Annotated in this window: 15 protein-coding genes and 1 pseudogene; 4 read left to right on the forward strand and 12 right to left on the reverse strand. The window is 40.5% G+C overall.

What is annotated here, in order from left to right; translation table 11 throughout:
• The first annotated feature begins 23 nt into the window (after positions 1–23).
• Positions 24–1,031, forward strand: coding sequence for a TniQ family protein (locus tag ACPZ3T_RS12030; RefSeq protein ID WP_490276530.1), 1,008 nt, complete (start codon positions 24–26; stop codon positions 1,029–1,031).
• 28 nt (positions 1,032–1,059) lie between these two features.
• Here the strand turns inward: ACPZ3T_RS12030 and ACPZ3T_RS12035 are convergent, their stop codons facing one another.
• Positions 1,060–4,542: a HEAT repeat domain-containing protein gene (locus ACPZ3T_RS12035; RefSeq protein ID WP_490276532.1), complete on the reverse strand. Its 3,483-nt coding sequence runs from the start codon at positions 4,540–4,542 to the stop codon at positions 1,060–1,062.
• A gap of 168 nt (positions 4,543–4,710) precedes the next feature.
• On the opposite strand from ACPZ3T_RS12035, the gene ACPZ3T_RS12040 reads away from it, so the two are divergent.
• Positions 4,711–4,914 carry a hypothetical protein gene (locus ACPZ3T_RS12040; RefSeq protein WP_490276534.1) on the forward strand — a complete coding sequence of 68 codons (204 nt, stop codon included), beginning with the start codon at positions 4,711–4,713 and terminating at the stop codon, positions 4,912–4,914.
• Positions 4,915–5,017: 103 nt separating this feature from the next.
• Here the strand turns inward: ACPZ3T_RS12040 and ACPZ3T_RS12045 are convergent, their stop codons facing one another.
• The 7 genes from ACPZ3T_RS12045 to ACPZ3T_RS12075 form a co-directional block, all read right to left on the reverse strand.
• Positions 5,018–7,897: a type I restriction endonuclease subunit R gene (locus ACPZ3T_RS12045; protein ID WP_490276536.1), complete on the reverse strand. Its 2,880-nt coding sequence runs from the start codon at positions 7,895–7,897 to the stop codon at positions 5,018–5,020.
• 59 nt (positions 7,898–7,956) lie between these two features.
• Positions 7,957–8,571: a Uma2 family endonuclease gene (locus ACPZ3T_RS12050; RefSeq protein ID WP_490276538.1), complete on the reverse strand. Its 615-nt coding sequence runs from the start codon at positions 8,569–8,571 to the stop codon at positions 7,957–7,959.
• Between the two features lie 45 nt (positions 8,572–8,616).
• Positions 8,617–8,985: a type II toxin-antitoxin system VapC family toxin gene (locus ACPZ3T_RS12055; RefSeq protein ID WP_490276540.1), complete on the reverse strand. Its 369-nt coding sequence runs from the start codon at positions 8,983–8,985 to the stop codon at positions 8,617–8,619.
• Positions 8,963–9,223 (reverse strand): hypothetical protein, encoded by a 261-nt coding sequence (locus tag ACPZ3T_RS12060; protein ID WP_490276542.1) that lies wholly within the window; start codon positions 9,221–9,223, stop codon positions 8,963–8,965. Before ACPZ3T_RS12060 ends, ACPZ3T_RS12055 begins: the two co-directional genes overlap by 23 nt.
• Positions 9,224–9,290: 67 nt before the next feature.
• Positions 9,291–10,541: a restriction endonuclease subunit S gene (locus tag ACPZ3T_RS12065; protein WP_490276544.1), complete on the reverse strand. Its 1,251-nt coding sequence runs from the start codon at positions 10,539–10,541 to the stop codon at positions 9,291–9,293.
• Positions 10,538–12,073, reverse strand: a complete 1,536-nt coding sequence (locus ACPZ3T_RS12070) for a type I restriction-modification system subunit M (RefSeq protein WP_490276546.1) — start codon at positions 12,071–12,073, stop codon at positions 10,538–10,540. The genes ACPZ3T_RS12065 and ACPZ3T_RS12070 overlap by 4 nt, the downstream gene beginning before the upstream one ends.
• Complete coding sequence (locus ACPZ3T_RS12075; RefSeq protein ID WP_490276548.1) at positions 12,063–12,284, reverse strand: hypothetical protein; 222 nt, start codon at positions 12,282–12,284, stop codon at positions 12,063–12,065. Before ACPZ3T_RS12075 ends, ACPZ3T_RS12070 begins: the two co-directional genes overlap by 11 nt.
• 272 nt (positions 12,285–12,556) lie before the next feature.
• On the opposite strand from ACPZ3T_RS12075, the gene ACPZ3T_RS12080 reads away from it, so the two are divergent.
• Together ACPZ3T_RS12080 and ACPZ3T_RS12085 are read left to right on the forward strand one after the other, a co-directional pair.
• Positions 12,557–12,850, forward strand: coding sequence for a helix-turn-helix domain-containing protein (locus tag ACPZ3T_RS12080; protein ID WP_490276550.1), 294 nt, complete (start codon positions 12,557–12,559; stop codon positions 12,848–12,850).
• A gap of 127 nt (positions 12,851–12,977) precedes the next feature.
• Positions 12,978–13,283 carry a hypothetical protein gene (locus ACPZ3T_RS12085; protein ID WP_490276552.1) on the forward strand — a complete coding sequence of 102 codons (306 nt, stop codon included), beginning with the start codon at positions 12,978–12,980 and terminating at the stop codon, positions 13,281–13,283.
• Between the two features lie 630 nt (positions 13,284–13,913).
• On the opposite strand, the gene cas5 is transcribed toward ACPZ3T_RS12085, so the two are convergent.
• The 4 genes and pseudogenes from cas5 to ACPZ3T_RS12105 all read right to left on the reverse strand — a co-directional run bounded on the left by cas5 (position 13,914) and on the right by ACPZ3T_RS12105 (position 17,477).
• Positions 13,914–14,552: a type I-MYXAN CRISPR-associated protein Cas5/Cmx5/DevS gene (gene cas5 / locus ACPZ3T_RS12090; protein WP_490276554.1), complete on the reverse strand. Its 639-nt coding sequence runs from the start codon at positions 14,550–14,552 to the stop codon at positions 13,914–13,916.
• 152 nt (positions 14,553–14,704) lie between these two features.
• Entirely contained in the window at positions 14,705–14,920 is a 216-nt protein-coding gene (locus ACPZ3T_RS12095; protein ID WP_490276556.1) for a hypothetical protein, read from the reverse strand.
• 2 nt (positions 14,921–14,922) lie between these two features.
• Positions 14,923–15,585: pseudogene (gene cas6, locus ACPZ3T_RS12100) on the reverse strand (type I-MYXAN CRISPR-associated protein Cas6/Cmx6).
• 470 nt (positions 15,586–16,055) lie between these two features.
• Entirely contained in the window at positions 16,056–17,477 is a 1,422-nt protein-coding gene (locus ACPZ3T_RS12105) for a hypothetical protein (RefSeq protein ID WP_490270384.1), read from the reverse strand.
• Between the last annotated feature and the right edge of the window lie 482 nt (positions 17,478–17,959).

Below are 17,959 nucleotides of genomic sequence, written 5' to 3' on the forward strand. Positions count from 1 at the left end.
GTTAAAACTAAAGTACCAGCGTAATGGTTAATTCAAGCGGGATGACTATTTACTCAGAACATTGGAATCTAAAACCTCCAGAAATCCCGCAACGGAGTCGCTTATTTTGTCTTGAACCTGTGGGTGTGGGAACTTCCTATACAGAAAGTCTTAGCAGCTATATCCATCGTTTAGCGCAGGCGCATTGTTTAACTTCTCAAAAGCTCGTTATGGGAGAAATTGCGCCACTTATTCTCAAGGATGAGGATAAATTTGAGCTATTGGCAAAAAATCTGAGTCACTTATTGGGAAATAGCGACGCGAAACCTGCTATCAACGGAATGCGAGAAATGACAGGAAAGTTGGTCACTGTCTTAGAAGAGTTAACAATGCGTCAGGATTTACGCTTTTTGACCCTTTTAAGCTGGAAAGCAATGATTTATGACAAGGGGTTATTTCGGAACTATCGCGCTTGGTGTCCTTGTTGTTGGGAAGAGTGGATGCAGGAGAACAAAACTATCTATGAACCATTATTATGGTCATTTAAGGATGTAGAATTTTGTTTGATTCACAAACAACGATTAATAGAACAATGTCCTCATTGTGGTTCGCGTTTACCTGTGATGGCTAAGTTTTCGCCTACGGGGTTTTGTTCTCGTTGTTACGGGTGGTTAGGGCAGGAAATTAAAGGCGAAGAGGACGTAGAGAAATATCGAGTTAATATTCAAGGAATTAGCGAATTAATTGCACTTACTCTCCAATTAGGATATAAACCCATCCCGATCGAGTTAACCCGAAAATTACAGTTAATTTTATTAGTGTTTGAACAAGCAATTGGCAAAGATGTGAAGTTATTGGGATATTTAGGGGGAATCATGGAATCGTTGAGGATTGCCTCAACAACAAATCAAAATCAACCTTATCATTTGGTAAAGTTGATTATTCCTGTGTGCGAGAAGGCGAAGATTAGTGTATCTCAGTTGTTTGAGTCAGATTTTCAGGAATTGGGCAAGATATTGTTCGGGAATTTTAGTCTGGAATTGAAGTTATAGAAGTTTAGTAAGTAGTAATGCCTCTTTCCTACTCTCCATTCACTTTCTCTTGTTGATGCCAAGCTTGATAAAAAGCTGGGTAGGGCATACTTTGGGCACATTTCCAGATAACTTCGTAGCAGTTATTAAATTGCTTACAGTCATTTTTATAAGTTTCAGGTGATAAGTAATTGTTCCAAGCAATGACAATAGGTGCCATGTGTTCCTCTGTGATAATTTCCACTAAGCTAGATGCCGCTAGACTTCGGATAAAATCATCCAACTGTGAATTACCAATTAACTCCACCAAAGCAGCGATCGCTGTAGAGTTGCCTGGGTCAATGCGCCCTAAGCTTTGTGCCACTTCTTGTAGAGTAAAACCGTCTACTTGTCGGCTACGGATTAATTCTACCAAGGTGTCAATTGCCCTAGAGTTGCCAGAGCCAATTTCTCCTAAATAAAATGCCACTTCGCTGACGGTATTATTATCCACCTGTGGGTTGCGAATTAACTCTACTAAGGCATCAATCGCTCTAGAATTGCCAAAACCAATTTCCCCTAAGCTTTCTACCGCTCGCCATCGGGTACGCTCATCCACCTGAAAGTTACAGCTTAACTCTGCCAAAGCATCAATTGCCCTAGAGTCGCCAGAGCCAATTTGTCCTAAGTAAAATGCCGCTTCGCTGACGGTATCATTATCCACCTGTGGGTTGCGAATTAACTCTACTAAGGCATCAATTGCCCTAGAATTGCCTGGGTCAATTTTCCCTAAGCTTCTTGCCGCTAGGCTTCGGGTATAATCATTTACCTGTGGGTTGCGAATTAACTCCACTAAGACATCAATTGCCATAGAATTGCCAAAGCCAATTTCCCCTAAGCTTTCTACCGCAAACCTGGGATGAGCATTATCCTCCTGTGGTTTGCGGATTAACTCCACTAAGAAATCAATTGCCGTAGAGTTGCCTGGGTCAATTTCCCCTAAGTGTCCTGCCATTAGGCTTCGAGTCAAATAATCCACTTGTGGGTTACGGATTAACTTCACTAAGAAATCGATTGCCGTGAAGTTACCTGGGTCAATTTGCCCTAAACTTCTTGCCGCTAGGCTTCGGGTATAATCATTTACCTGTGAATTATTGATTAACTCTACTAAGACATCGATTGCCGTAGAGTTGCCAGAGCTAATCTTGCCTAAGCTATATAACACTTCCTGTCGGATACCATTATCCACTTTTGGGTTACAGATTAACTTCACTAAGAAATCGATTGCCGTAGAGTTGCCAGAGCCAATTTCCTCTAAGCTGTATGCAGCAAGCCGGAGAGTACGATTACGATTATCCACTGGTAGGTTGCTGATTAACTCGACCAAGGCATCAATCGCTTTGATGCGATTTGTCTCAAGCAGTGCTGTTCTTGCTCCCTCTGGGATTGGTTCGAGAAACTCTACCCACTGGTTTTGTTCAACCTTAAACTGGCCAATGCTCCATTTAATGATTTCCGCGACAATAGCATCTGCGTTGCAAGAATTTTTCCACTCATCAACCGCCGCCGCCGCGAGAAAATAAGCACGAAACTTGTAAAATCCCTTTCTGACTTCATCAATAGCTGTGTATTCTCCGCACCCATCATCAAATTCCAGCAACGCCTGAATAAACTCTTCTTTCTTCTCTCTCCCCACATCCTCACGTCCCAACCACAGCAAAATCACCTCTTTCCACTGCGGTGCAAAAATCCGATAAACCCCTAGTGCGGGGTTGTCGGGAACATGATTGAGAAACTCGTCCCAATTCTTAACCACCAACGCTGCAAAATATTCTTCAAATGTGGGATGGTAGAAAGCGTAAACTTTCTCTTTCGTTGCTGACTCCGCAGCGAGTCCAACTTCATTTAGCCATCCCAACTTTAACGCTAACCAAAATAAAGAATTTGGCTGTTTGGGATCGCCTAATTGCTCACGCACAAATTTATGTCGTAGCCGAAACCGTGACGTTTTTTGATCAATTGCCCATTTCGCTAAACGTCCCAAGGCTGCGTTTAATTCTTCTTGCTGCTGTTCGGTGGTAGGGAAGCGGTTTTCTTTCCACTTGTAAAACTCTTCCACAAACTGCTGATAAAGTCCGGCTTTAGTTTCCGGTAAACCTTTATCCGAACTTTGCCAAGTGCTACACAACAACGCTAACCGCAAAGGATTTTTAACTAAATCTTGGATGCGCTGACGTTCAGGTTTATCTAATTTCTGCCATAATCTTTTCCCTTTGTCTGCATCCCTGTTGTGAAACCAACGACGGATAAACTCTTGTACTTGTTGGGGATATGCAAAATTGAGTAACTGATACGTCTCGAAATTTTCTAAAGCACCTGCGTTTGCTTCCCAAATATTTAGCCGACAACTCAGCACAACCCGCGCATTTTTCACCCATCCCGTCAACTGCTGGGAAATCTCAGTTAATGGTTGGAGTGAAGACATTTCATCTGCTGCATCCAACAATAACCACGCACGATTATTTTTGAATAAATCTGCAAAAGCGTTTTCCTGTTCTTCTGTTACGCGCACCACTTCTAAAGCATTCTTCAGCCAATTTTGCAACAGATAATTTTCTACACTCTTTCCTTGCAAGTCTGCCAAAGAAATCCAAATTGGTAAACCCAGATTATTGTTTAATATCCAAAAAGCTATAGTTTGCAGCTGAGTAGTTTTTCCCGCACCCGGTTCTCCAATTAAAGCGATGCGGTGTCCTTGAGTTTTACCAACACCATCACGGATAATTTGCTCTAAAAAAGCCTCATGTTCAAATCGCTGCTTCTCTTCATAACTCGGTTCATAAAGCCGTGAACCTTGTTCTGGGGAAATATCCTCGCTGCACTTCTTCGGTTTGTTCCGTTCCACCAATGCTAAAGGGACATGAAGTTCGTCTAACTCAAATTTCATGTCATCATCAGCAAACAACAACTCATTTGTGGTGAGACGCTTGTGCTTTTCCAGCATAGCGCGGCAGGTTTCTTGCCAATGGAAGCTATTATCCGTTGTTTCTACCTGCGATGTTTCTTTTAAATTTGTCTTTTGGTATTCCTTCCACTTCTGCTTAACCACCTCCAGATTATCTTTTATCGATGCTGTCTGATGTTTTAGCGTCAGGGTAAATTTCCAATAACCTTGATTATTCGCGGCTTTTTTCGGTTCTCGCACTCCTAACTTCCATAGCCAGTTAAGTGCGGTTTGAAGCTCTTGGAATTCTCTTTCTTTCGGAGAAGCATGAGATTCTGGTTTTGGCGGGGGAAGTTTTAAAGTTTTGCCAGCATCTTTAATCTGTTTGAGTAAATATTCCTTGCTTGTACCAACTTCAGTTGCTTTGCTTCTGTTTCCTGTTGTTTTTTTGATTTGATATCCGGTAATTCGCAGCTTATGAGCTTCCCAGACAACGCAAAGTGGAAGTTTTGATTCACAGTCTTGCTCTTGTGACAGTTGCAGCAATGCTTCTAGCAGACTGAGTACATTGTCTAAAACTGATTTATCCCCACGATTATTTCTTGACATCAGTCAAATATAAAGAAAATAAAAATAATTTGTAATTCCCCAAACAAACGAGCTTCCCCAAGCCGCAAAACCTGATGATACAAGCATTATAGACGTTGCTTGGGGGATGTGTCTGGGGAAACACCCAAAAAAATAATTCACCTTGTAAGTCTAACAACAAGGTGAATTATGTCAGGTAAAAAAACTGGTAATGGTGCAAGTCAAAGAGCGATCGCTTTCTTGCTTACTCTCCAGATAATGTTAATTGGCGTAAATGCCGAAAACCGCCTTCAGCAAGGAGACTCACCAATTGAGGTTCTGATGTGGATGATTAACCAGTGTATCCCAGTTCTGAAACAAGCAGACAGTCTTCGAGAAAAGCAGAAAAAGTAAGAATACAGGTAGGGGGGGTTTATACCAATTCGCAATCAAGCAATCGCCAAAACCCTTGCGATTGCTTTGGAAGCCTTGCAAATCGCCTGCTTTGAGAACTGTTTTATTCTTCCTCCCCAAGCTCACCAAGAGCGTCATCAAATTTGTTGATGATGTCGAGTAATTTTGATACAACTCGTGCAAAGATTTTTTTACGATCTAACAATTTGGGTTTTTCGTTACAAGCACTCAGCACAGTCTCTCTTAATGGCTCTTTCCCAGAGAATTTATAGTCGGCAATCATTTGATTAACAATTTCGACCTTGAGATTTTCCTCTATACAGAGTTGCTGAATTGCTTCAATCCGTTCTTGAGTCCAGAAGTTTTGGAAGACGGTTTCGACTTTTTCTTCGGGTTCAAGGGTGGGTAGCCGCTCTTCGATAAATTTCTCTAGCAGATCCCGTTTACTTCGTAATTGGGCTTCTTTGCCAATGATTTCCAGGATAGAGGCTTTTTGGCTCTGGTATTCTTCTGAGGTGATATTTGTTTTGCGATCGCGCTGGAGGTTAGCCAGCAGCTTGAGAATATAGGCGACATTGATTTCGTCTCGCTGGATCAGTTCCAGTTCAAAATCGACTTCCTCAACCAAAGATTCTTTTTCGTCATCGGGTTTGGATCGCGTTTTATCATAGATGTCCAGATATTTGCTTTTATAATCTTCAAAGGTTTGTTCATCTAGATTCAAATCAGAAAAACTAAATTCAGTGAATGATTTACTAACATTCTGTAACCGAATAAGATTACGAAAGGCTTTAACAAAATTAACTTGGTCGTCTTCACTAATCAGCTTATTGACATCGTTAGGGATAGTGGCGATCGCTCTCAGTTCTTGCACACCTTGATTAAATTCCTCAATGTAGTATTCGTAGGGTTCAATGAAAATTTGTTCATTAGCATTGGGATCGGAAAAGAGGGCAACGGCTTGATCAGTATTCTCCTTAAGATTGCGAAAGCAAACAATATTTCCCTGAGATTTAAGTTCGCCCAAAATGCGATTAGTACGGGAGTATGCTTGAATTAACCCGTGGTACTTCAGATTTTTATCGACATAGAGCGTATTGAGTTTCTTAACATCAAAACCCGTAAGAAACATATTGACAACTAACAGAATATCTGCACGTTCTGCGTCCTGAAAGTTTTCCCGATCCCTATCCTTCATTCGTTTGGAAATATCTTTGTAGTAGGCATAGAATGCCTGACTATCTTTCGCTGAATGTTGGGTTTGGTACATCTGGTTATAGTCGGCGATAAATTCATTCAATTTGTCGCGGCTATGGCTGCGGCTGCTCGTATCTGTGCTGATATTGAAATCAGGTTCTCCAATTAAGCCGTTTGCGTCTTCGTCTTCTTCGTTATCGCTAGGGGTAAAAATAGTAATGACTCGTAAGTCATGTAATCCCTGTTTCTGTTTATTTTTAAACGTTCCGTAATAAGTGATTAGGGTATCTACGTTACTGACGCAGAGCATAGCAGAGAATTTTCTGCCGTGGGTTTTACGGTTATGGTTGGCAATAATCCAATCAACAATCAGTGAAATTCGGTCGGGATTTTCAAAGAATTCGGGGTCTAATTTTGGTTCTGTAATGAGTGTTCCATCTTTGCGTTTGAGTTTGCCCCAATACTCGACGGAAAATTTAAGAACGTTTTCATCAGCGATCGCATTGGTGATCACATATTTATGCAGACATTCCTCGAATAAGTCTCTTGTGGTGCGCTTACCGTGTTGATTACTGGCAGCGTTATCGGCAAAGATGGGAGTCCCGGTAAAGCCGAACATCTGGGCTTGGGTAAAGAATTTGACGATATTTTTATGAGTTTCGCCAAATTGAGAACGGTGGCATTCATCAAAGATAAACACAATGCGCTTATCTTTCAAGCCTTCCATCGCGGTTTCATGGCGTTGAGATTTTATCGCACGGTTGAGTTTCTGAATCGTGGTGACGATCAGGCTACTATCTCCAGCCATTTGTGTTACCAGTTGTCTGGTATTGTCGGTGGTGTCTACGCATCCCTCGCTAAAATGATTAAATTCTTTGCTAGTTTGATAATCGAGGTCAGCGCGATCGACGACAAACAGCACTTTATGTACTTTGGGGAGTTGGGTAAGGATTTGGGCAGCTTTGAAGCTGGTAAGAGTTTTGCCTGATCCAGTGGTATGCCAGATATAGCCATTATTATTGGTATCCCTTACTCGCTCGATAATGGCTTCTACTGCGTAGTATTGATAGGGGCGCAGCACCATCAGCACTTTGTCGGATTCGTGCAGGACAATGTACTTACAGATCATTTTGGAGACATGGCATTTCTCCAAAAAGCTATCCGCGAAGTCTTCCAGTTGGGTAATCAGGGTGTTGTCTTGGTTTGCCCAGAAGAAGGTTTGTTTAAATTCTTGTTTACGGTTGTTGGCGTAGTAGCGGGTATTAACTCCGTTGGAGATGACGAAAATTTGGACATATTGAAACAGTCCATTGTCTGCACCGTAGGAATGGCGTTGGTAGCGGTTGATTTGGTTAAAGGCTTCTTTGAGTTCCAGCCCTCGGCGTTTCAGTTCAATTTGCACGAGAGGTAAGCCATTAATCAGCAGGGTTACATCGTAGCGGTTTTTGTATTTGCCTTGCTGGGTAACTTGATTGGTGACTTGATATTGGTTTTGACACCAATGTTCTGTATTGAGGAATTCTAGGTAAAAGGTAGTGCCATCGTCGCGCCTGAGTTCCATTTTGTCCCGCAGGCGTTTAGCTCGGTCAAAGACGTTACCTTTATCGAGGTGGTTGAGGATGCTTTTAAATTCTGTGTCGCTGAGTTCGATGTGGTTATGTTTTTCGAGTTGGGTTTTGAGGTTGGCTTTAAAGTCTTCAGCGTTGCGAAGGGTGACAGGTTCGTAGCCTAGTCCTGTTAGACGTTCAATCAGTTTTTGTTCTAGTTCGGCTTCGGTTTGGGGCATAGGGGAATGGGGAATACAATAAAGGTATTATTTATTGCCTACTACCTATAAAATACTACCTATTCCCTAATGGTGTCTGTTGGGGTTTCTGCGGAGAGGGTTAAACCGCGATAGACTTGTTCAATGGGGAAATTGAGCTTAATGCTTTTGAGTTCGATTGTGTCACCTGGTTTGTAGTTGATAATCAACCAATCGCCTGCGTCGTTTTTGTGATACAAGTCAATTTCGATACTAGTGGAACTGACTAGTAGGTAATCAATTAAGGCTGGATTTTGGCGGTACATTCGGAATTTGCCGCCTCTGTCGTAGGCTTCGGTGCTGGCGGAGAGGACTTCGACTATTAAGCAGGGGTAGGTAATATATTGGGTTGTGGTTTTGTCGCGATCGTCGCAGGTGACGCTGACATCTGGGTAGGTGTAGTTATTTGTGCCGACAATATTAATTCTTAGGTCTGAAGTTGCAGTTTCGCAGCCACTCCCTTCTAAATGATTACTAAAAAATGTGATCAATTTGGCAGCAAGTAAGCTATGGTTTTTGCTACCACCAGTCATGCCATAGATACCCATAGGATAAACTTGACCGTTGATCAGTTCGTGTTTTTCTAGTTGTTGTTCTTCCCAAGCAAAGTATTCTTCGGGGGTTAGGTTTGTGGGTTTGTCTTTAGCGGCGATCATTTTTGGGTAATTGGTAATACTTTGATTTTATTCGCTATCCCTTAACTAACTTTTCGTTGGCAAAGAAAGAACCTGTACTTCGCTGATTTTGGACAACTGCTTATCATTGGTAATCAACACTGCTGCACACTCCCAAGCACTCGCAAGAATAACAGCATCAGGCATCTTTAAGCTATATTTTCGCCTTAATTGAATCGTTTTTTCGGCAATAGTCGTATCTAGAGATACTTCGATAATAGTTTTTAGAGTTGAGCGAATTAAATTATCTTCCTGCGAAGATAAACCCTTAAAAGACAAAATCTCAATACTTGTGATGACAGAATAACCTATGTTACCATTGGGTATGGGTTGGGTTAATTCTTGATTGAATAATGAGATCAAAATATTAGTATCAATGAGATAATCCAGTTTCATCCCACTCACTCCGAATTTGCTCTTGCCAAGCTAAAGCATTAACCCCTTGAAAGGCTGTAATTTTTCCTGAGAGTTGGTTAATGGGATGCTCTGAAGCATGATCAGGACTAGATTGACTATCAACTGGTTGACTATGGAGTTTTTGACTCAGATATTGCAAAACTTCCTGTTGTTCTGTCCAAGATAATTGTTCAAGTAAACTAAATACTTGTTCTTTGGTAATTTGCAAGTTCAGCATTGCTTAAATCTCCATATTTTCTATTAGGTAATGAGTAATACTTTTATTTTATTCCTTGTCCTTTTTTTCAAATAAACAGTTTTTGGAGTAAGCCTTTTTTGAATTTTTCTGTTTGCTCGATTTGGCGGGAGAGGGCTTCGATTTTGTAATCGATTGCGGTTAAGAAGTTGGCTATTTTTTCTTGTTCTTTTAATGAAGGAAGTAAAAATATAAATTCTAAAAAATCTGAGAAATGAAGGCGTTTTTTTTCAATAAGCGAACCTTCTGCCATGTGATTATAGTATTGAATTGAGTTGTGATTTTTCAGAAAAAATTCAATAAAAAATAAGTTAACACTTTTGTCTAATGAAAATACATCATAATATTTTGAAATTTTAACAGGATAGTTTCTTTTATGTCTTGCTAAAGCTCCAAATCTAAGATTCATTGGATTATAAACAAAATCATTTGGCTCTACTAATTTATATGCTTCTTCTGCATCTTTCACAAGAAAACTTCTTTCATATCTTTCTGTTTTTTCTGTAATGCCATCTTCAATGGTCAAGCTAAACAAGGGGATATAATCAGAAGCAGTAACATCTTTTTTGAGAATAAATTCACTAAGTTTTCTTGATTCCCAATTACCAGAAAACTCTGGAAATCTAAATTCTGGCGTTTTCTTCTTTTTCCTCAAGCCAATTTTGTGAGTGAATAGTTTCTGTATTACGCCGCGTTTATAGGTTTGCAGCAGTTCCCGTTTGCGGCGGAGTTGGTTTAGGCGCGTATCCACTGCCTCCAAAAAACTAGCAATCTTTTCTTGTTCTTCTAAAGAACAATATTTAATTGGTAAATTTTGTAAGATTTCTGTATTTAAAGATGGCATGGTAGAGCCAACAGCAATCCTAATAATGTACCTTCTAACTTTTGTTTGCTGTAAGAAATAAGCAAGAAATTTAGGTTTTAGTTTCTGATTCGGTCTAACTCTCAACATCCGACTAGAAAACAACCAGCCTTCTTGGTGATCTTCAACACACGCACTTAAATCGACAGAACCTACTCTAGAAAATACAATATCACCAGAGTTTAAGGTATATTTTTTTAATCTTTCTCTGTCTAAATTAGTGACTGATGGATAGTCAAAATTATCAATATAGAAATTTTTTATATGCTCAACTGTTACTACAGGAGTTCCACCAGTTATATATTGCTCATTCTTTAACTGACTTCCAAAAGGGCCTGTTTGAATCTGAGAAGCTTCGGCTAAAATCTTGTCTTTCCAATCTCCCTGAAACTCAGGAAACCGCAACTGAGGCAAATTTTTGTTTAACTTCTTACTCATAAAGGTGCCTCAATCCCCAATTCCTCACAAAACCCACGAATCAGCCGATCTGTCTCCACCATCTCCAGATCAATTTCTCGAATTTCCCGCGCCACCGCGTCTAAATCAATCTCCTCCTCCTCCTCAAAGGTATCCACATAACGGGGAATATTCAAATTAAAATCATTCTCCTCAACTTCCGTTAACGGGGCGCGATAACTATACTTATCCTCTTCTAACCGTTGCCGATAGGTAGAGACAATCTTATCAACATCCTCATCCCGCAAATAATTCTGGTTCTTTGCCTTTTCAAAATAGGCACTCGCATCAATAAACAAAACATCTTCAGGATTTTCCCGACACTTCTTAAACACCAAAATACAAGTCGGGATACTCGTCCCATAAAAAATATTCGCAGGCAACCCAATCACCGCATCTAACCAATTGCGTTCCTTGATCACATACTGGCGAATATGCCCCTCTGCTCCACCGCGAAACAAAACCCCGTGGGGCAACACCACCGCCATAATGCCATTATCATCTAGGTGATGGATCATGTGTTGTACAAAGGCAAAATCAGCCTTAGAAGCAGGGGCTAACTTCCCATATTGACTAAAGCGATCATCTGACTCAAATAACTTATTCGCGCTCCACTTCGCCGAAAACGGCGGATTTGCCACCACCGCTTCAAACCGCATCCCCTCATGCTGGGGGTTCTCTAACGTATCCTCCTGGCGCAGATCAAAATTGCGATAATGCACCCCATGCAAAATCATGTTCATTCGCGCCAGGTTATAAGTCGTGCGGTTCATCTCTTGCCCGTAAAAATCCCCGACTGATTCCACCTCCCGCGCCACCCGTAGCAGCAACGAACCCGATCCACAGGTGGGGTCATACACCGACTTCAGACGACTCTTCCCCGTCGTGACAATCTTCGCCAACACCTTAGACACCTGCTGCGGCGTGTAAAATTCCCCCGCCTTCTTCCCCGCACCACTGGCAAACTGCCCAATCAAATACTCATAGGCATCCCCCAGCACATCGCTCTCGGTTTCCTCTAGCCGAAAATCAATCTTATTTAGATGCACTAAAATTTTGGCAATTAAAGCATTTTTCGCCTTCGGAGTCCGCCCCAACTTCGTTGAATTCAGATCCAGATCCTCAAACAAATGATCAAAATCTTCCTCACTTTCCTTGCCCATTGTGGAGCGTTCAATGCTGTTAAGCACCTGGGCGAGATCATCCAAAATAAAATTTGACGACTCAAAATCCTCATCCCTCAAATTTTCTTCAGTGGCTTTTTTCGCCCCTAACGCCCGCTCCGCTAAAGAACTGAACAATTCTGACGGCTTGAGGAAATATCCCAGCGTGGCGATCGACTCGTCCCGAATCGCCTCTATATATTCTTGCCCCTCCTCCGAAGATTCATCAATCTCCAAAAAGTCAATGCCATCCTCTGCTAACACTTCATTGGCATAGAGATGCTGCCGCTCAGAGAGGTACTTATAGAAAATAAACCCTAAGCAATAATCCCGAAACTCATCAGCATTCATCTTGCCCCGAAGCGAGTCGGCAATATTCCAAAGCTGGGTTTCTAGCTTTTTCTTGTGTCCGTTTTGTCCGTTCAGTCCGTTCGTCATTTATCTCTCGTACTGGGCGATCGCTATCACCGCCAAGAAGTGGTGTCTGAGCAACGTATAGACTAACACACAAGATGATTCCTTGGTACAGTGCGTAAGTCCTAATATTGTGCTGGATGAGCATAGCAAGTTTATAGTCATTGACTCGCGGGACAAAACGCCGCTAAAGATACTAATGGCTTACCAGGAATCAAAATCTCAACATTGCGATCGCATTTTTATCCATAGCAAGGCAAAATCCGCCAGTTTGGACTTCTGTTAATAAGAATGAAAACTAAATCTTTTGGGGCTTCAGCGTCAGTTTTTTAAGGAGGCTCACTTTCGCTCTAAATCCTTATAGTTTGTAAACTGTAGTAGCTCAGAAATTTAGATTTTGTTTACTGTCGTAGCTATTATATGTCTAACAAGGGTGAGAAAGAAACCAGAATTTATATTTATATTGAGGACGTTGTATCTGTTGCCTGGAATAAAGATAGAGGAACAGTTCTAAAACGATTACGGGGAAAAATGTCACGCCAGAAACTGGCTGATGAAATTGCTGCCAGAGGTGGTGAGTGTTCCCACCAAAATTTAAAAAAATTAGAGTATGGTGAGTCTGAAAGCGTTTCTCTAAAAGTATTAGAGGCTATTTGTACTGCATTAGGAATATCGATAAACAATTTTTTAAGCACAGTCGAAGTGACAAATTAAAGTTTTAAATATACTTGTTGATTTTAGCTACCCAAGTAACTAATATATTGATGTACTCAAAAAGGCGATCGCCCTCCGTCCAAAGATTGCGATCGCCTTTTGTTCAACCCCGTTAATGAGGTCACTCATGATGATTGTACAAGATGAGTTTGATAACCCAGCCTTGGCTAAAACCGAGTTTGATGAATATATTGACCAACTTGCCGATCCAGTAGCACCAGAAATTGAGATTGATTCGGTATCAGAGGTATTTGGCGAACTTTACCGTGTTTGGAATGGTTCCCAACTACTTGGCACTTTCTACCAAAATCTGAAAGGTGAATGGATAGCACAACCCTGTAATAGCGACGATAGATTACGTTGTGACACTCCTTTAGCAGCACAAATCATCATCATCGCTGTGAATGGCTTACTGGTAGCCGACGCAGCATAACACACAAAGCATTTATCCCATCACTTGGAGACGTGATTTAGTTCACGTCTCTTTCTTGTGTAAAGGAATAATCCAACCGTATCAAACCACGAATCACTTTTGCGATCGTAGTTAGTAATTTAATCTTGATATTTGAGCAACGCCTAACGGCATCAAGCCACGAATCACCCTTGATTAAAATTGAGACACAAGGAATTGCCCTTAATTGAGCAACGCCTAACGGCATCAAGCCACGAATCACCAAAATGGTGCAGACGAATACAACGATTCTGTATATTGAGCAACGCCTAACGGCATCAAGCCACGAATCACGTGAGGAAACAACTTGTTTTGAACTAAAGCTGTATTGAGCAACGCCTAACGGCATCAAGCCACGAATCACAGCAAAGGTGAAAACCCTTAGCTGAGGAAGGTTAATTTACAATCTTACAAGTACCTCCCAAATCGAGAAACCAAAAACATAAAACTTACCAAAGTTTCCCTGACTTTCGACCCCTCAAACCCAGTGCCGATAAACTTTCCCAAAAATGGCAAGCACCTTTTTTCTTGCCTAAATTACCATATCCCTTACCGTATAAACCTTCCCGACATTCTTTTACCCTAAATTCCCTTTCCCACAAGAGATACTTGTCAAATTGGAGATTGAATCATTGTCCACGCCAAATCAGGAGGTGGTGAGCTTGGCATTTCCTCAATCCGATACCTCAAAAATCGGGTATTTCTTGACCCCACATGGTCAACCCAATAAGGTAAGGTTAACCTGCCTCGATTATCCCTAATCACCCACTGTCTCACCCCTTCTAGATAATCTTCTGAGACAAGTTTGATTGTTTTAATCAACTGGTCACTTTCTCCCAAAAATAAACAACCAAACCGTCTTACTAGCTCAGGATGGTCAAACGCTAACTGTATCCTCTCCCTTAAACTTGGTTGTATCTTCTCCCCGTCGGAACGAACCCAAATCAAACACTTGAGATTAGACAAAATTTCTTGATAACCGGGAATAACATTCTCTGGATGGCTAAAATCAGCATTCTTAAACCGTCTCATTTGACGCAAAATCCGCGACTTTTTGGGACTAGATAACATTGCGATCGCCAATTCTACCCCACAGTGGCGATAGACATCCGTTTCCCCTACCAAAGACAACAACATCCCATACACTGTTGCTGGAGGAGGTACAGGATAGGTTTTTCCCATTTCCCTCGCATGGGACTCCCGAAAAGTTGCAAATGGAACATCCAAATAGAGAATTAATGGTGCAGTCATTTTGATTCTTCTAAGCCCAAATCTCTTTTAATGACTGTTTTCAAGGCTTCAGCCAGTTCATTTCGATTCCGATAAATATGCGCCTTGTTAAAAGGGGAATTATCAAAATTATCCAATTGCTGTAACTCCTTAACAATTGTTCCCCCAATCCATCAAGATAGGGCAACAAAATCACTTCCTTGCCAGAATAATTCAATAGTATCAGCAGTCAAAAACCATGATATATGTCCTCCCCGTTGACGAGATGAGGGATATTGCTTTTCTAATTGCTGTAAAGTCATGTAAAGTCCCGTCATTCCCACGCGGTGCATTATTGTCGTATCCGCAGCATCGAGAGATAGGGAAATTTTGGGTTGGGTAGCAACCATGATTAGGTTTCCTCTTCTTCCTTGCTACGAGTAGCTGGGACAAATATTCCACACATCATCTTTCGTTTTCCACCAATCCCCTGTTCTTGCAGGATTAAGGAATCTTCTGGGTGGAGTTCGCTGATTTTTACGCCAAATCCTCTAACTTTAAACTGTTTCCCTTCTTTATTGATGGTTAATTGTCTTTTTTGAGGTGTTCCATCTTGTCGGGTAAGTAATTCAATTTTCCCTTGTATTCCTATATTATCTAGTTGCCGTTGCACAGCTTCAATAAAGTTATTAGAGTCTTGAAAACCTTTAATTATCAATAATCTGGAATAGACACTTTCTGAGGAAATTAACGGTTTGTAGTCGGGAATATCTAGTTGATAAGAATTTTGACCTATATGAAAAGCTTGACCAGCTAAATAAGGATAAATTCAAGGAATTTGTTGATGATTAATCCGAATTTTGAAACGAGATTGGGCAGTGAGTTCAAGCAAATTGTTCCTAGTCGGGATTCCAGCAATCGGATGAATCCCAATAGACTTTAGTTCGTGAAGGCTAGGACAAATCCTGGACAAAGCACTATAGACAGCATAACCATTATCAAGAGGAATCGGTGCGCCTCTTAGCTTAAACGTTAAGTCTACATATTCCTCACTGTGAAGTAATATGGCTGCCATAGATGGAAATTTTGAGAAAAATTTAAAGATGGCAGAGTTGTTTAATACATCAACATCTCTTGTGCAAACTTGCCCTCATTGTCATCGCCAACTACTTTGGTGAGATTGGCAATCCAGTTTAGGCTATTGTTCGCAATGTTCTCACTACTTAGGAGAATCTTATAATACTCCAGTAGTTAGAGCTGATTCGTAAATAAAATCTTAAGGGGACTCAAGTCATGGCTAGGTCTAAGTTTCAGCGAATAAGTGCCGTATTAACTCAAATTTCTCAAACCCTTACAAGGTAAGTATTTTACTTTAGTTTAGAAATTAGCTCTTACTCAGGAAAGACTGATAGCCGAAAGTTTCTATCCCGTACCAGCATAAACCGCTTCTGCTCAATTCTGAAAAATCCAGTGCTTTCCTACTTTCCATGCTTGATTGGACTCACGGTAGGCTGTTGACTCTGTACTTTTTTTAGGGGTAAAAGTTCATGCAGTTTCTGTGTCTTCGTAATCAGGAGAAAATAATATTTTTCGTTTCGAGAGCGAAGACTGACCAAAAACCTGAAGAAACCATGCTTCAACATCAGCAAAGCTAATATTTAAAAGTGCATTTTTAACAACAGTAGTTGTTAAATCCATAGTCGATAGACATATGGTTAGTAGCATTTGACTGATTTCTTTAAATGGACAGCGAGCAGAAAATTGCTTGTATTTTCCAAAGAGTGATTCAATAACATCAGAAGTAGCCAAAAAAGTACCTTCATGCTTGATTTTGTTACATTGAACAGCTAGATAACCCAAAATATCTTGCTGAAGCTTCTGGAGACAATTATCATCATAATTATCTTGATTATTTGCGAAATGCACAAGAGAATCATGATTGATTCCTGATTGTTTAAGCTCAGTTTCGATACGGCGTGTTAGCAATACCATTTGATTCCATTTAATTAAATCTGATTGATAATCATTTAACCACCCCAACTTATCTCTGACTTTTTGATAAATCACTGTGGGGGCAATATCTGGAATCAGGCTAATTAGAGTTTCCACTGATGAGTTTAATAACTTAATTCCCCAATTAGTTAGCCTTTCAATATTAAAATAACGACATTGAGAACGCTGTGATGGCGGAGCTAAAAAAGATAATTCTGTTTGCTGTAATTGCTGCCTACATATGCTACACTTTTGGATAAATGATTGATATCTCTTATCTGATTCTAATTGATATTTTAATAGTAATGCCATTGCGTGAGTCACATCATGCGTATAAATTACCTCTGGATTATTTTCTTGATATAGCTTGATTCCACGCGCTAGGTCACTACTATTATCTGCAACGATTTGTCTTGGTACTCCCACCCTTTGGCTAATTTTATCTAATTGCTTTTCTATGATTTCTCCTTTGGTAGACTCCATTATTTCTATTGCTAGTATTTCTACGTCTTTATGTGATAATCCCCTCTTTTCCTCAATTACATTTGATAATAAGTATTCCTGTGACACCCCTAGCACAACTAAAGCTTTATGTTTTCCCAATGCTAAAGTAAAATCCACAATGTAAATCCAATCCCTGCGATACTCTTTTTCTCTTTTTAACTCATATATTGCTATTCTTCCTAACCATTTTCTAATACAGCTAAAGCTAGGAGTTGCCTGTGATTCACAATCATTAAATAATTCAAAAACTTTCTCTACACCTCTAAAACTAATCCCACTGTTGATTAACAAATGTATCGCTTGCTGAATTGTTTTTACATCATAATAGTGACCCTTAATCTTTAAGTCTGTTTCACCCATCTCCGATTCTATGTCGGCTGATTGGTTTTCGATTTCTGCTTTTTTTCGCTCTCCTCCTCCAACTTCAGTTTTTTTAACCTTGCTTCTGCCGCCATCGCACGCTTTTTCCACTTCTCTCTCGAATCCGTTAAGTCTCTCACTTTTATTTCTAAAGCTCTGATTTGCTTCTGTTTTACGACCGCCTTCTCTTTCCAGTTTTCTCTACCTTTCTTGAACAATCTCGCTAATCTACTCACTGGGCTTTTAAACTCTTGCATAGACTTTGACTTTGCTGGATTTTTCCGACACAATTATTGTATGAACTAATTCTGCCTTAAAACCGACAAAGTCAACAGCCTAGACTCACGGCAAGCTTATCCTACCATTTTGGACTGGCGGCAAAGTTATGCTTCCAAACGGTTAATTTCATCCAAAATGATCTGACGCAAGAATAAAGGTTATAGTGTTGTTGACGGCAAAGTTATGCTTCCAGTCGCGGCAAACTTATGGGTAAAGTCACAATGTGACTTAAGGAAAAAGATCGCCGAACCTATAGCCTGACTGCTTTTGTAGTCAAATGCCCGTCTTGCGAGAATGCGATCGCATTCACGAAA

Source organism: Aliinostoc maniaoense, from assembly GCF_058172895.1.

What these genes read in the sequence shown, in the direction of transcription:
- ACPZ3T_RS12030 (WP_490276530.1), top strand. Translation starts at nt 24, where the DNA reads ATGGTTAATTCAAGCGGGATGACTATTTACTCAGAACATTGGAATCTA.
- ACPZ3T_RS12035 (WP_490276532.1), bottom strand. Translation starts at nt 4,542, where the DNA reads ATGTCAAGAAATAATCGTGGGGATAAATCAGTTTTAGACAATGTACTC.
- ACPZ3T_RS12040 (WP_490276534.1), top strand. Translation starts at nt 4,711, where the DNA reads ATGTCAGGTAAAAAAACTGGTAATGGTGCAAGTCAAAGAGCGATCGCT.
- ACPZ3T_RS12045 (WP_490276536.1), bottom strand. Translation starts at nt 7,897, where the DNA reads ATGCCCCAAACCGAAGCCGAACTAGAACAAAAACTGATTGAACGTCTA.
- ACPZ3T_RS12050 (WP_490276538.1), bottom strand. Translation starts at nt 8,571, where the DNA reads ATGATCGCCGCTAAAGACAAACCCACAAACCTAACCCCCGAAGAATAC.
- ACPZ3T_RS12055 (WP_490276540.1), bottom strand. Translation starts at nt 8,985, where the DNA reads ATGAAACTGGATTATCTCATTGATACTAATATTTTGATCTCATTATTC.
- ACPZ3T_RS12060 (WP_490276542.1), bottom strand. Translation starts at nt 9,223, where the DNA reads ATGCTGAACTTGCAAATTACCAAAGAACAAGTATTTAGTTTACTTGAA.
- ACPZ3T_RS12065 (WP_490276544.1), bottom strand. Translation starts at nt 10,541, where the DNA reads ATGAGTAAGAAGTTAAACAAAAATTTGCCTCAGTTGCGGTTTCCTGAG.
- ACPZ3T_RS12070 (WP_490276546.1), bottom strand. Translation starts at nt 12,073, where the DNA reads ATGAATGCTGATGAGTTTCGGGATTATTGCTTAGGGTTTATTTTCTAT.
- ACPZ3T_RS12075 (WP_490276548.1), bottom strand. Translation starts at nt 12,284, where the DNA reads ATGCTCATCCAGCACAATATTAGGACTTACGCACTGTACCAAGGAATC.
- ACPZ3T_RS12080 (WP_490276550.1), top strand. Translation starts at nt 12,557, where the DNA reads ATGTCTAACAAGGGTGAGAAAGAAACCAGAATTTATATTTATATTGAG.
- ACPZ3T_RS12085 (WP_490276552.1), top strand. Translation starts at nt 12,978, where the DNA reads ATGATGATTGTACAAGATGAGTTTGATAACCCAGCCTTGGCTAAAACC.
- cas5 (WP_490276554.1), bottom strand. Translation starts at nt 14,552, where the DNA reads ATGACTGCACCATTAATTCTCTATTTGGATGTTCCATTTGCAACTTTT.
- ACPZ3T_RS12095 (WP_490276556.1), bottom strand. Translation starts at nt 14,920, where the DNA reads ATGGTTGCTACCCAACCCAAAATTTCCCTATCTCTCGATGCTGCGGAT.